The organism is Achromobacter sp. ACM02 (assembly GCF_014851605.1).
Classification (GTDB): domain Bacteria; phylum Pseudomonadota; class Gammaproteobacteria; order Burkholderiales; family Burkholderiaceae_B; genus Achromobacter; species Achromobacter aegrifaciens.
Window position 1 is genome coordinate 708,126 of the sequence record NZ_JACUZY010000002.1, and the last position, 13,416, is coordinate 721,541.

Annotated in this window: 13 protein-coding genes; 5 read left to right on the forward strand and 8 right to left on the reverse strand. The window is 67.2% G+C overall.

What is annotated here, in order from left to right; genetic code table 11:
- Window positions 1–59: 59 nt before the first annotated feature.
- Entirely contained in the window at window positions 60–1,013 is a 954-nt protein-coding gene (locus IB258_RS08105; protein WP_054456348.1) for a GlxA family transcriptional regulator, read from the reverse strand.
- 136 nt (window positions 1,014–1,149) lie between these two features.
- On the opposite strand from IB258_RS08105, the gene IB258_RS08110 reads away from it, so the two are divergent.
- From IB258_RS08110 to IB258_RS08125, 5 genes are all read left to right on the forward strand, one after another.
- Complete coding sequence (locus IB258_RS08110; RefSeq protein ID WP_175213555.1) at window positions 1,150–1,950, forward strand: SDR family oxidoreductase; 801 nt, start codon at window positions 1,150–1,152, stop codon at window positions 1,948–1,950.
- Between the two features lie 3 nt (window positions 1,951–1,953).
- Window positions 1,954–3,168, forward strand: a complete 1,215-nt coding sequence (locus IB258_RS08115) for a multidrug effflux MFS transporter (RefSeq protein ID WP_192352408.1) — start codon at window positions 1,954–1,956, stop codon at window positions 3,166–3,168.
- 42 nt (window positions 3,169–3,210) lie between these two features.
- The gene (locus IB258_RS08120) at window positions 3,211–3,624 is read left to right on the forward strand and encodes a PaaI family thioesterase (RefSeq protein WP_054456351.1); all 414 of its coding nucleotides are present in this window, start codon (window positions 3,211–3,213) and stop codon (window positions 3,622–3,624) included.
- A gap of 255 nt (window positions 3,625–3,879) precedes the next feature.
- Window positions 3,880–4,155, forward strand: coding sequence for a hypothetical protein (locus tag IB258_RS30350; protein ID WP_082401177.1), 276 nt, complete (start codon window positions 3,880–3,882; stop codon window positions 4,153–4,155).
- A 4-nt stretch (window positions 4,156–4,159) separates the two neighbouring features.
- Window positions 4,160–4,684, forward strand: coding sequence for an AlpA family transcriptional regulator (locus tag IB258_RS08125; protein WP_175161449.1), 525 nt, complete (start codon window positions 4,160–4,162; stop codon window positions 4,682–4,684).
- 134 nt (window positions 4,685–4,818) lie between these two features.
- Here the strand turns inward: IB258_RS08125 and IB258_RS08130 are convergent, their stop codons facing one another.
- Genes IB258_RS08130 through IB258_RS08160 form a run of 7 tightly spaced genes read right to left on the reverse strand, consistent with a single transcriptional unit; the run spans window position 4,819 to window position 13,244 of the window.
- Window positions 4,819–5,943 (reverse strand): C45 family peptidase, encoded by a 1,125-nt coding sequence (locus IB258_RS08130; RefSeq protein WP_192352409.1) that lies wholly within the window; start codon window positions 5,941–5,943, stop codon window positions 4,819–4,821.
- A gap of 28 nt (window positions 5,944–5,971) precedes the next feature.
- The gene (locus tag IB258_RS08135; protein WP_192352410.1) at window positions 5,972–7,012 is read right to left on the reverse strand and encodes a CapA family protein; all 1,041 of its coding nucleotides are present in this window, start codon (window positions 7,010–7,012) and stop codon (window positions 5,972–5,974) included.
- Between the two features lie 10 nt (window positions 7,013–7,022).
- Window positions 7,023–8,576, reverse strand: a complete 1,554-nt coding sequence (locus tag IB258_RS08140) for an ABC transporter substrate-binding protein (protein ID WP_192352411.1) — start codon at window positions 8,574–8,576, stop codon at window positions 7,023–7,025.
- Window positions 8,577–8,616: 40 nt separating this feature from the next.
- Window positions 8,617–9,747 carry a C45 family peptidase gene (locus IB258_RS08145; RefSeq protein ID WP_119451374.1) on the reverse strand — a complete coding sequence of 377 codons (1,131 nt, stop codon included), beginning with the start codon at window positions 9,745–9,747 and terminating at the stop codon, window positions 8,617–8,619.
- Between the two features lie 31 nt (window positions 9,748–9,778).
- Window positions 9,779–11,434 (reverse strand): ABC transporter ATP-binding protein, encoded by a 1,656-nt coding sequence (locus IB258_RS08150; RefSeq protein WP_054456357.1) that lies wholly within the window; start codon window positions 11,432–11,434, stop codon window positions 9,779–9,781.
- A gap of 1 nt (window position 11,435) precedes the next feature.
- The gene (locus IB258_RS08155; RefSeq protein WP_054456358.1) at window positions 11,436–12,293 is read right to left on the reverse strand and encodes an ABC transporter permease; all 858 of its coding nucleotides are present in this window, start codon (window positions 12,291–12,293) and stop codon (window positions 11,436–11,438) included.
- Window positions 12,294–12,299: 6 nt separating this feature from the next.
- Window positions 12,300–13,244, reverse strand: coding sequence for an ABC transporter permease (locus tag IB258_RS08160; protein WP_054456359.1), 945 nt, complete (start codon window positions 13,242–13,244; stop codon window positions 12,300–12,302).
- Between the last annotated feature and the right edge of the window lie 172 nt (window positions 13,245–13,416).

Below are 13,416 nucleotides of genomic sequence, written 5' to 3' on the forward strand. Positions count from 1 at the left end.
TCGCCAAACGCGAATTGTACTGGACCGCAGGCAGGGGGCCGCGGGGTATCTGGCGCCGGTCAGGGGCCGGGAGGGCTGGTCCGCGCGTCGCGCCGCACCGCCTGGGGCGGCATGCCGAAGCCGCGCAGAAAAGCCTCGCGCAGGTGGCGGCGGTCGCGAAAACCGGTTTCCCTGGCCACGACTTCCAGCGGATGCCGGCTGCTTTCTATCATCAGCCGGGCAGCTTCCAGCCGCAGCCCCTCGATGGCCTTGGCGGGCGACTGGCCGGTCTCGGCCGTGAATACGCGGCTGAACTGGCGCGGGCTCAGGCTGGCGGCCTGGGCCAGATCCTCCACGCTCAAGGGGCGGGCGAGGTTGCGGCGGGCATGTTCCAGCGCCTGCTGGATGCGGTCGGACTTGGGCGCGAGCCTGAGCATTTCCGAGTGCTGCGACTGGCCGCCCGAGCGGCGCTGATGCATGACCAGCCGGTGCGCCACCGCGCGCGCGATATCCGCGCCCAGGTCTTTTTCCACCAGCGCCAAGGCCAGGTCCATTTCCGCGGTCATGCCGGCGGAGGTCCAGACCGTCCCGTCGGCGATGTAGATGCGGTCGGCCTCGACCCGCGCGCGCGGATGGCGCTGCTGCAAGGCGTCGGCCCAGTACCAGTGCGTGGTGGCGCGCCGGTCGTCCAGCAGGCCGGCGTCGGCCAGCAGGAACGCGCCGGTGCACAGGCCGGCGACGCGGCGCGAGCGGGGCGCGAGTTTTTCCAGCAGCCGGGGGAGTTCGGGCGCGACGGGCCTGGACAGGGGCGAAAGCACGCCGGCCACCAGCCAGGTGTCGGCCTGGCTGCGGACGGTGAGCGGACGGGCCTGTACCGTCAGGCCAGCCGAGGCGCGCACCGCGCCATCCAGGGCGTAGCTCTCCACCGCGTAGAAGGGCTCGCGCGCCACCACATTGGCGAGTTCGAACACGGCCTGCGTGCCCAGGCCGATGATCTGGAAGCCTTCGGGAAGTATGTAACCGATGCGGTGCATGGGAGCGTCCTTGCGGGCTATGGCCCCGCGTATGTCCTGCGTCAATGTCCTTATTTATGACTATATACGTCATTTACGCCATGGGCTGCAAGCCGCAATATGGCTTCCATCGCAATCACCCCTACGGAGTCTCACCATGGCACAAACCCAACCCGGCACTGCCCTCGTTACGGGCGCATCCAGCGGCATCGGCGCGCTGTACGCGGAAAAGCTCGCGCAGCAGGGCTACGACCTGATCCTGGTCGCGCGCAACCGCGAACGCCTGAACGCGCTGGCCAGCGTCATCAGCACCCGCAGCGGCCGCGCGGTGGAGGTATTGGCGGCGGACCTGGGCGACCGCGCGTCGCTGGCCCGCGTCGAAGAGCAGCTGCGCCAGGACGCCAGCATTACCTTGCTGGTGAACAACGCCGGCATCGGCACGCATACGCCGCTGCTGCAAAGCGACGTGGAGCAGATGACGCGCATGGTCGACCTGAACGTCACCGCGCCGATGCGGCTGACCTATGCGGCGGTTCCGGGCTTTGTCGCGCGAGGCCGGGGCGCCATCATCAATATCGCTTCCGTCGTGGCGCTTGCGCCCGAAGTCCTTAATGGCGTCTATGGCGGCAGCAAGGCATTCGTGCTGGCGTTCAGCCAGTCGCTGCAACACGAGCTGGCCGGGACTGGCGTGCAGGTCCAGGCTGTGCTGCCCGGCGCCACGGCCACGGACTTCTGGGCCATCGGCGGGCGGCCGGTGGAAACATTGGACCAGCGCATCGTGATGCGCGCCGAAGACCTGGTCGACGCCGCCTTGCTGGGCTTCGCGCGCGGCGAGAAGGTCACCATTCCCTCGCTGCATGCTGGCGAGGAATGGGACGCCTACGAGGCCGCGCGCCTGGCCATGGCGCCCCATCTGTCCAGCAGCGCCGTTGCACAACGCTACACGGCCGCGGTCTGAACCATGGACACCGCCATCTCCGCTGCGGCGCCGGGCAGTGCGGCGCCTGCGCGCCTGACCGGGCGCCTGCTGGCCGTGCTTGCCGGCATGGCGGCCTTGGGCGCGCTGTCCACCAACATTATCCTGCCGGCGTTTCCCAGCATGGCAACCGAACTGGGCGTGGACGCCCGCGATATGGGACTGGTGCTGTCGAGCTTTTTCCTGGCCTTCGCCATCGGGCAATTGTTCGTCGGGCCGCTGTCGGACCGCTGGGGACGGCGCGCTCCGGTGGTGGGTGGACTGGTCCTGTTCATCGCTGGCAGCCTGGTCTGCGTGTGGGCGTCGACCTTGCCGCTGCTGGTGGCGGGCAGGGTGGTGCAGGCGCTGGGCGTATGCGCGGCCTCGGTGCTGTCGCGGGCCATCGCGCGCGACCTGTTCGAAGGCGAAGCGCTATCGCGCACCCTGGCCTTGACCATGGTGGCCATGGCCGCCGCGCCGGGCTTTTCGCCTCTGCTGGGCAGCGCGATGGAGTACGGGCCGGGCTGGCGCGCGAGCTTTGCGCTGGTCGCGGTGCTGGGGCTTGTTCTGGCGCTGGCCTATGTGGCGACGGTGGGGGAGACGCATCCGGCCGACCGGCGCGCTGCGGCGACGCCCGCTGCCGTGCTGCGCGGCTATGCGGACTTGGCGCGGGATGTCCGGTTCATCGGTCCGGCGTCTGCCGTGAGCGTGGTCATCGGCGGTCTGTATGCCATTTTTGCAGCCACGCCAGCCATGCTCATGGGGCGCCTCGGTCTGAGCGCGCTGCAGTTGGGATTGTTCTTCGCCTGCACGGTGTTTGTGGTGTTCGCCGCCGGCATGCTGGCGCCGCGCCTGGCTCACCGCTTTGGCGCGGCCAGGGTGGCGCGATCTGGCTGCGCGGTGGCGCTGGCGGGCGCGCTGACCTTGCTGGCGGGCGGCGAAGATAGCGGCCTGTCGCAGTTCACGGCCGCCGTGGCGCTGTATCTGTTCGGCATGGGACTGGTCAATCCGCTGGGCACTGCGCTGGCGCTGGGACCCTTCAGCCGGCAGGCCGGGCTGGCGTCCGCGCTGCTGGGCGGCCTGCAGATGGCTTGCGCGGGTGGCATGACGGCGTTGGCCAGCCTGGCGGGCGGCAGCCCCACGCTGATATTGGGCGGGGTGTTGGCTGGCGCTTCTGTGCTTGCGTGCGCTGCGTTGATGGCGGGCAAGCGCCAGCGGTAGTACTTTCCTGATTCTCGACAACCTGTACAAAGGACAAACGCAATGCTGCGCTCTCCCGAAACCATAGAAAGTCTCTTCGAACGGCAACGCGGCACGTTGCCTGACACCTTCGGCGTGCGGCCGCTGTCAATCGAGGAAGGGCGCATGTCCATGGAAATGACGGTGGCGCCGTGGATGATGGCGCCCAACGGTTATCTGCACGCAGCCTCGCAGGTGATGCTGGCCGATACCTGCGCCGGTTACGCCACCCTGGCGCATCTGCCCGAAGGGGCCAAGGGCTTCACCACGCTGGAGCTGAAATCGAACTTCCTGGGCACCGCCCGGGAAGGCGTGCTGACCGTAGAGGCGGTGGCGGAGCACATGGGGCGCACGACCCAGGTCTGGTCGGCGACCGTGGTCGACGCAAGCGGCCGCAAGCTGTCGCTGTTCCGTTGTTCGCAGATCATCCTTTGGTGAGCGCGCGGCCCGGTGATGGGCCGCGATGGTAGAACCCGCAAGCCATTCCAGCCTTTTCGTCCGTTTCTCAGACGGATTCCGCCTTGGTTCCCGCGAGCGCCCTCGATAAGCTGCAATGTCGGCTTTCAGGGCCGGCGGCCATGGCGCAAAGAACGCCGTTCGTTCACGACGCCCGACGCTGTTGGCATCCCCTGAAGCTGTGGCTTGGTTGTCTATTGACAACCTATTCTTATGTCTTCATACTGGATACCAATGATGGCTCGTCCGTCCCATCCCAAAAAAGAGGTCGAGGCAGCACTGCACCATGCCGAAGAATGCGGCTGGCGTGTGGAAGTTGGCGGTAGCCACGCATGGGGGCGGATCTATTGCCCCAGCAATCTGGCGGACTGCCGCTGCGGCGAATTCTGCATCACCAGCATCTGGAGCACCCCGAAGAACCCCGGCAATCATGCGCGCGCCTTGCTGCGCGTCGTAAATAACTGTACTGCGCACCGCCACTTGCCTAGGGCTGACGGCGGCGCATGGGAGTAGTGCGATGGAATACACCTTCACCTTGAAGTACCAGCTTGCCGACGGCGACCATGACATGGATGCGTTGGTCGAACGCCTGGGTGCGGCCGGTTGCGACGATGCCCTGGTCGGCACCGGGCTGCCGGGACGCATCGCGCTGGAGTTCACCCGCGAGGCTGAAAGCGCGGAATCCGCCATGCGCTCGGCGCTGGCAGACGTCAGGCGCGCGGTTCCAACCGCCAAGCTGATCGAGGCCGCACCCGATCTGGTGGGCCTGACTGATGTGGCCGAGATCGTCGGCGTCTCGCGCCAGAACATGCGCAAACTGATGCTGGCGTATCCAGACAGCTTTCCGCTGCCGGTCCATGAGGGCAGTACCTCGATCTGGCACCTGGCGGACGTGCTGGCCTGGTTGCAGGCCAAGGGCGGCTATCCGCAGGTCGAACAAGTCATGGACGTGGCGCGCGTGGCCTTGCAGGTCAACGCGGCAAAGGAAGGGCAGCGCGTTTCGCGTTCTGCCTCCAAGGAACTGGAAGCGCTGGTGGGATGACGGTCCTGCGCATTTTGAGAGCGCTTGCCCGCGCCAGCGTCCCGATCTCGTCCAGGATTTGCAAGGCGGGCCCCGGCAATATTCCTTCGCGCCGGCGATGCGCATGAAAAACATGCGCTCATGGCCCAACCCGTTCAGTCGATCGGATAGGCCTCGCCCTCCAGGCCATAGCGGGTGAAGAACTGCCCGAACGACGGCATGGCGGCGATATCCATTGTGAGTCCTGCGGTGTCCAGCACCAGGGTGGCGACGGTGGCCGAGCGGCCTCCAGTCAGCGTGCCGCGCGGCGGGCGGCAGACGGAATAGGGCGTGGCCCAGTCGTCCGCCAGGGCGCGCCGCACGTCTGGCACCGTGATCCGGGGGCCGCAGGCGTCCAGCAACTGGCGCACGCGCCAGGCCCGGTAATAGGTGTCCACGGCATTCTTCAGGCCCGCTTCGCGCAGCTTGCCCAGCGCGACTTCGCTCATGAAATGGTTGGAATGGGTCAAGAGGCCGTCCTGCGGCAGCAAGGTGAAGCTCTCGTCGGGCGCGCATTCGAAGTCGATCACCCAGCCGTTCTGGCTGACGATCATGTTGCTGGAGCAGGCCTTGGGCGTGGCGGCGATCAGCTGCATGGCGATGGCGACGTGCTGCTGGCAGAGCACCGCGCGCCGCACGCTGCTCAGCGGCACGCCGGACTGCGTGTAGTCGCGGTCGCTGCTGAGATAGTTGCCGGTCAGGCCGATGCCGGCCGAGTTGAAGCCGTGCCGCGCCAGGCCGCCGGCCTCCACCAGCGTCAGGAAGGTGATGCCGCTTTCCAGGGTGGCGCGCAGCACGATGGTGCTGTCGCAGGCGTCGGGTTCCCAGTCCCAGTTGTGCGCATGGATCAGCGTGCCTGTCGCGCTGCGCCCGGGCATGACCAGGGCGGCGGTGCATTCGCCCTCGGCGGGGTCCAGGTTGCCCATCTTGGCCAGCAGCCGCGCTTTGGCGATGACTTCGGTGCGGGCGTTGATCAGGGCTACGTCGTCGAAGGCGCAGCCCGCGCCTTGCGCGATGCCGCGCATTTCTTCGGTATGCGCGGGGTCGAACTTCTGGATCTGGTCTGCGAACTCCTTGATCAGGGCAGCCTGGGCGGCCATGGAAGTGCCGATCTTGTCGAGTTCGCCGCGATAGTGCCGCGCGCTGCGGGCAATGCGTTCGGGCACGGCGCGGCCGTACTGCACGCCGCGTTCAAAGGGGGCGCCGGAGATCGAGACTAGGGGAAACGGGGCGTATTTCATGGGAGCATCAAATGGGGGAGACGGATGTTCAGGAGGCGGTGTGGCCGGTCAGGTCCAGCAGCAGGGCATCGCCGTCGGCGTGCAGGTCCGCGCCCAGCGCGGCGGATGCGCGGATCAGCAGGTCGCGTTCTTGGGCCACGTCGGACGCGGGCAGGAATACGGTCTGGTTGGCGTCGTTGCGCTGCACGAAACGGAACTGCATGGCGGCGGGGCGCTTGTCGCGGATGTCGACGCGAACCGTCATGCCGGTCCACTCCGTATGCGCGTCCGCCTGGTGGGCGACCTGGAAGGAGAAATTGCCGCTGCCATAAAGAATGGGCCTGCCGCGATGCAGTTCGATCGGCAGGATCATGTGGGGGCCATGTCCCAGCACGATGTCGGCGCCGGCCTCGACGGCCGCATGCGCGTACTCGCGCTGGTACTGCAGCACCTCGCGCCGGTAGCCCCAGTGCAGCGAGGCGATCACGACGTCCGCCTGTTCCCGCAGCGCCGCCACGTCGGCCCGGAATTGCGCGAGCGACTCCGGATCGGCACAGGTCAGCACTTCGGGCGGCACGCCGGGGCGCGTGCGCGCCGCCTGCATTTCCAGCCGCGGCCGGTAGGCGGTATGGCCGCGGATGATGGCGACGCCGGCATGGTGCGCGGTGGCTTCATGGTTGTCCGGCCAGTACACGGCGGTGCGCTGCAGGAAGCCGTAGCGCACGCCGTCGCGTACCTCGATCAGCGGAGCGCGGGCGGCACTGGCGTTCGCACCGGCGCCCACGCTGGACAGGGAAGCGTTCCGCAAGGCCGCCAGCGAGGACAGCACCGCTTCATGGCCGATGTTGACATTGTTGGCGTTGCCCACCGCCTGCAGGCCGGCGTCGCGCAGGACCTGCGCGTGGCGGGGGGAGGTATAGAAGCCGCGCCGCTCCTGGGCGTGCTCGGGCAGGTCGTACAGGCAGCATTCCAGGTTGGCGAACACCAGGTCCGCTTGCCGCAGCGGCTGGCTGACGCGGTCGAACAGGCCGCTGGCGTCATCCACACCCTTGAGGTTGATGTCGCCCAGCAGATACAGGGTTTGATTCATGGTGGCGTTCCTAGTCGGCCTTCGAGACTTCCCAGAGCAGCGGCGCGCCGAAGATCGACGATTCGAAGCCCTGGACGTTCTTGCGGTATGCGCCCGTGCTCAAGGTATTGAACAGGGGAATGATGGGGACCTGCTCCAGCATCAGCCGGTGCAGTTGATCCAGCAAGGCCTGCCGTTCGGCGGGCGCCGTGGCGTTGGTGGCCTTTTCCAGCAGCGCGCGGGCAGCGGGGTCGTCCCACAGCTTGCGCGGCTGGGAACTCTTGTCGCCGGTGACGGCCTCGAAGTTCAGGGCGGGGTCCATGCGGCTGGAGTACGAGAACGACATCATCTGGTAATTGCCTTTCTGCCACTTGTCCTGCTGGGCGCCCCATTCCAGCACCTCGATGTCGGCGTTGATTCCGGCCTGCTGCAGCATTGCCTGTGTGATCACGGCCGCGTCGTAGTTCGGCAGATTGCGCTTGTTGGTCGAAATGACGATTTTCTCGCCCTTGTAGCCGGCCTTGGCGAGCAGCGCCTTGGCGCGCGCCAGGTCGTAGACGAACCCCTGCTTTTCGGCTTCGCCATAGTAGGGCGAAGCTACGGGGACGAGCGAGTTGTTGGGCTCGGTCAGGCCGTAGGTCACGCCGGCCACCAGTTCCTTGTAGTTCAGCGCCGCGGCGATGGCCTGGCGCAGATAGGGATTGGACAGCAGCTTGTCGCGCGTCTGGATCGTCAGCGTGGAAGGCGCCAACTGGGGCGAGACATTGGTGCTGATGGCCTTGTTCTGCGCCAATTCAGCGACCTCTGAATACGGCACCTTGGACATCACGTCGATAGCCCCGCTGGCCAGGGCGGTCTTGGCCGTCGCCGGGTCGGAGATCACGACAAAGCGCACTTCGTCGACCAGCGGGCGCTTGGAACCCACATAGCCGTCGGGCTTGCCCGGCCGGTTGGCGTAGTTCTCGAAGCGCGTCAGGCTCACGTATTCGCGGCGGCGCCACTCCGCGAAGCGGAACGGGCCGGTGCCGATGGGCTTGTCCCAGGTGCCATCGGGCTTGACGGAGTCGCGATGGGTGATGGCCGTCATGCCGCAATCGCTGCGCGCCAGCGAATCGAGAAACAGCGGCGCGGCCCGGTCCAGCTTGAACACGACGGTGGCGGGATCGGTGGCGGCGGCGCTTTCCACCTTCAGGCCGATGCGGCCATCGAAGTCGGTCAGGCAGCGCCAGCCCGTCTTGGGATCCATGTAGCGATTCCAGCTCCAGACCACATCGTCCGCGGTCAGGGGCGCGCCGTTGTGGAAGGTCACGCCCTGGCGCAGGTGGAAGGTGTAGGTCTTGCCGTCTTCGGATACGTCGATCTTCTCGGCCAGCAAGGGGGCGGGCTGGCCCTTCGCGTTGTAGCCGACCAGTCCTTCAACCACGTGCAGGATCACCCCATCGGTATTGGCGTCGCGGTTGACGCCCGGATCGCTGCTGCGGATGTCCGCGTCCTGGTGGGCGCGCAGCACGGTGGCGCCGATTGCGGGCGCGGCGGCCGTCAGGAGGGCGGCCAGGGCGGTGTACGCATACAGAGGTCGTTTCATGATGGGTCCTTGTTGTGAGCGGTTTGCAGCCGGAAGACGTTCAGAAGGAAGGGGAGGATCCGCGTTCCACCGTATAGCGGGCGTAGGTGGCGCCCTGCCAGGGCATGCGCGCGACCTCCAGCACGCCAGCCGCGGGTTCCATGATCAGCGTCGCGGTGGTGCAGGATGCATAGCCCTGGGCGCTGACGCGCCCCGGCCGGCAGACGGAAAAGGGAGTGGCGTGGGTATCGGCGAAGGCGGCCTTCAGGTCCTGCACGCCGAGCTTGTTGCCCGCGGCGGACAGGCGCTGGCGCACGCGCTGGTCGCGGTAGAGGCTTTCCGGCGAGCTGGCGATGCCCGTCTCTTTCAGCTTGCCCAGCGCCACGGGGCTGGTCCAATGGTTGGCGTGGACCAGCAGGCCGTCCTCGGGATAGACCAGGAAGGTCTCGTCGGGCGCGCATTCCAGGCTCAGCGCCAGGCCCAGTTGCGTGCCCAGGATCAGGTTGCACGAACACGCTTTAGGCGTGCCGGTGACGATCTGCAGGGCCAGCGCGTAGTGCTCTTGTTCCAGGGCCTTGCGGCGCACCAGCGGCAGGGGTACGCCGTCCTGCTGGTAGTCGCGGCTGGAGGACATGCCGTTGCCGTTCAGGGTCAACCCGGCCGAGTTCATGCCATAGCGCGCCAGGCCGCCGGCTTCAACGAAGGTAAGCACGTCGGGGCCGTCGTCGCGCAGCACGCGCAGGATGATGATGGTGTCGGCGCAGTCCTGGCGGTTGTCCCAGTTCTGGCCTTGCAGGAAGCTGCCGTTGGCGCTGCGGGCAGGCAGGATGGCAGCGCCGGTGCATTCGTCGCTTGCCACCGCGGCAGAACCGGCAAGCTGCGCGCGCCGGGCCTGGGCCACGATCTCGGTGCGGGCGTTGATCATCAGCACGTCTTCGAAGGAAACGCCGGCGCCCTCGGCGATGCCGCGCATCTCGTCCAGGTAGGCAGGCTCGAAATCCTCGACGGCGCGCGAGAAGTTCGCGATGAGCCGGCGCAGGTCCGCGGGCGAGTACCGCAGCTCTTGCAGCGCACGGGCGTAGATCCCGGCGCTGCGCCGCACGCGCGCGGCGGCCAGGCGTCCGTGCTGCAGTCCGCGCTGGTAAGGCGTGCCGGCCACCTCGACCAGCGGAAAGTAGGCTTGCGCTTCCATGTCTGTTCCTATGCCTGGGGGGCTGCGGGCGTCATTGGTCGAACCGCCATTTCAGGCGTACGCCGCCGCTGTCGTTGGCCTCCAGGGCCGGAATGGCCGACAGCAGTTTGCGCGTGTAGGGATGCTGGGGCGCGTCGAAGATCTGGTCGCGCAGGCCCTGTTCGACGATCTGGCCGTCCTGCATCACGACCACGCGGTCTGCCACCTGCTCGACCACGCCCAGGTCGTGGCTGATGAACAGACAGGAAAAGCCGTGGCGTTGCTGCAATTCGGCAAACAGCTTGAGCACCTGCGCACGCACGGTCACGTCCAGTGCCGAAACCGGCTCGTCCGCGATCACGAAGGCGGGGCGCCGTACGATGGCGCGGGCTATCGCCACGCGCTGGCGCTGGCCGCCGGACAATTCATGCGGGTAGCGCCTGGCGTACTCCGGGCCCAGCCCGACCTCGGTCAGCACGGTCTGGACGCGTTCGGCCTTCTGCGCCGCCGTCATGCCGTCCACCTGGCGCAAGCCTTCGGCCGTGAGCTCGCCGACCGTCATGCGCGGATTCAAGGAGGAATAGGGATCCTGGAACACCATCTGGCAGTTCAGGCGGTAGTCGTTCCAGGCGGCGCCCGTCTGCGCAATGGGCTTGCCGCGGAAGTAGATGCCGCCGTCCGTGGGGGCCAGCAGCCCCGCGATGGCCCGGCCCAGCGTGGTCTTGCCGGAACCCGATCCGCCCACCACCGCCACCACCTCGCGCGGCCGGATCTGCAGGTCGATGCCGTGCAGGGCGCGCTTGGCCTGGGTGCGGCCGAACAGCCGCTGGCGGCCGGCGTAGTCCACCAGCAGCTGGCGCACGTCGACGATGGGCGCCTCGGTCGGAATGGGACGGGCGGGGCCGCGCATGGGCATGGCCGCCAGCAATTGCCGCGTGTACGGATGCGCGGGACGGTCCAGGATCTGCTGGGTGGTGCCTGTTTCCACGATCTCGCCGTGGCGCATCACGATCATGCGCTCGGTGTACTTGGCGACCATGGGCAGGTCGTGGCTGATCATCAGCACGGCCGTATTGCGGGCGCGGGTCAGCTCCAGCATCAGTTCCAGCACGTCGCGCTGCACCACGGCGTCCAATGCCGTGGTGGGTTCGTCGGCCACCAGCAAGGCGGGTTCCAGCAGCATGACGGCGGCCAGCATCATGCGCTGGCGCATGCCGCCGGAGAATTCATGGGGCCAGGCGTCCAGCGCAGCCGCGGGGTCGCGCAGGCCGACGCGCGCCAGCATCTCCAGTATCCGCTGCTTGCGGGCGGCGGCGGACAGGTCCTTGCGGTGCAGCGCCAGACCTTCATCGAGCTGGCGGCCGATCTTCATGGAAGGATTGAGCGAGGTCATCGGCTCCTGGAAGACCATGCCGATGCGCGCTCCGCGCAGCTTGCGCAGGGTGGCGGGGCGGGCGTCGGTCAGCGACTTGCCTTCGAATGTTATCGAGCCCGCCGCGCGCACCAGCGGCGGCGGCGTCAGGCCCAGCAAGGCGCGCGCCGCCTGGGTCTTGCCGCTGCCCGATTCGCCGACGATGCCGACCAGTTCCCCGGGCTTGATGGAGAAGCTGACCCGCTTGACGATTTCCCGGCCGCCCGCGCCCACGGTCAGCGTCAGGCCGTTCACCTCTGCCAGCGTCGCGCCGGCGTCCATATGCTTGGTCGTCATGTCATTCACCCGTACGCATGCGCGGATCCAGGCGGTCGCGCACGGCGTCGCCCAGCAGGTTGATGCCCAGCAGCGTGAGCGAAATGCAGATGCCGGGGAAGATGCTGAGATACGTCGCCTGCGCCATGAACGGACGGGCCGAGGCCAGCATGTTGCCCCAGGTCGGCGCGGGAGGCGGCACGCCCAGTCCCAGGAAGGACAGGGCGCTTTCGGCCAGGATGACCCAGCCGAACATGGAAGTCGCCAGAACCGTCAGCGGCGCGACGCAGTTGGGCAGCACGTGGCGGAACATTGTGTAGAGCTCGGAATTGCCCAGCACGCGCGAGGATTCGATGAACTCCTTCTCGCGTAGCGACAGCACCGTGCCGCGCACGATCCGCGTCACCGAAGGCGTATAGGCCAGCCCCAGCGCCAGGATGATGCCGTACTTGTTGGCGCCTACCACCGCCAGCAGGCCCAGCGCCAGCAGCAGGCCGGGAAAGGCCAGCAGGGCGTTGTTGAAGGCCATGATGATGCGGTCGGTCCAGCCGCGCACGAAGCCGGTCAGCACGCCGATGGCGGTGCCCAGCACGATGGAGAACGAAACGGTCAAGAGGCTGATCCAGACGCTGGTCGAGGCGCCCACCATCAGGCGGCTGAGCACGTCGCGGCCGAATTCATCGGTGCCCAGCCAGAACTGGGCGCCTGGCGGCTTGAGCCGGGACGCGAAGCTGATGCCCAGCGGGTCGCGCGGGGTCCAGACGGCGCCGATGAGGGCGGCGCCCACGACGATGGCGATGATGACCCCGCCGATGGCCGCATTGGCGGGCAGGCGGCGGCGCCGCGGTTTCACGGGATTGATGGCTGTAGTCAGTTGCATGGCGGTTTACTCCGCTCCAACGCGGGGATCGAAGGCGGGATAGAGCAGGTCGACGAACAGGTTGACCAGCACGTAGATGACCGCGACGAACAGCAGGCAACCCTGGATCACCGGGTAGTCGCGGGCGAAGATGGAATCGACCAGCAGGCGGCCCAGGCCGGGTATGGTGAACACGGTCTCGACCACCGCGATGCCGCCCAGCAGATTGCCGAGCACCAGGCCGATCAGGGTCCAGGTGGGGCCGAAGGAATTCTTGAATACGTGATGGGTCAGTACCGCGCGCTCGCTCAGGCCCTTGGCGCGGGCATGGGTTACGTAATCCAGGCGCAGGACCTCCAGGGCGCTGGCGCGCGCCATGCGCATCAGCACGCCGATCTCGTGCAGGAACAGCGTCAGGATGGGCATGGCCAGGTACAGCAGGCCGGCGACCGCGTCCTCCGACACCGACACGTAGCCCACGACCGGCAGCCATTCCAGCTTCAGTCCCAGCAGCAGCAACAGCAGCAGGCCCAGCCAGAAGGTGGGGATGGAAACCAGCAGCGTGGCCATGCCGACCAGCGCGATATCGGTGGCACGATTCTGGCGCCAGGCGGCGATGATGCCGGCCGGCACCGCGACCAGGGCGGCGGCCGCCACGGCGGCCAGCACGATGGGGGCGCTGACCAGGAAGCGGTCCCAGACCAGGGACAGCACGGCCTGGCCGGTGGTAATGGATTTCCCCAGGTCGCCCTGCAGCAGGTCGCCGAACCACAAGGCGAATTGCGCGGGCCAGGATAGGTCCAGGCCCATGCGCTGGCGCAGTTCTTCCAGGCTGGCGGGGTCGGCAAGGTCGCCCAGCAGCAGTTGGGCCGGATCGCCCGGGATCATGCGGATCAGCACGAAAACGGCGACGGACACGATCAGCAGTGTCGGTATGGCCATTCCGATGCGCGAGAGTGCGAAGCGAAGCATAGGGGGCTCGTAGCTCACGTCCCGGCGCCTGCCGCGGCAGCGCGATGGTGACGATACGGTTGACGGGGCCGCTATGCCAGCTCGGCTGCGGGACGACGTAACTTTGACGTCCTGTCATAAAGAAGTAAAACTAAAATTACTTTGTGATATATAAAGTTCTTCTTACCGATAT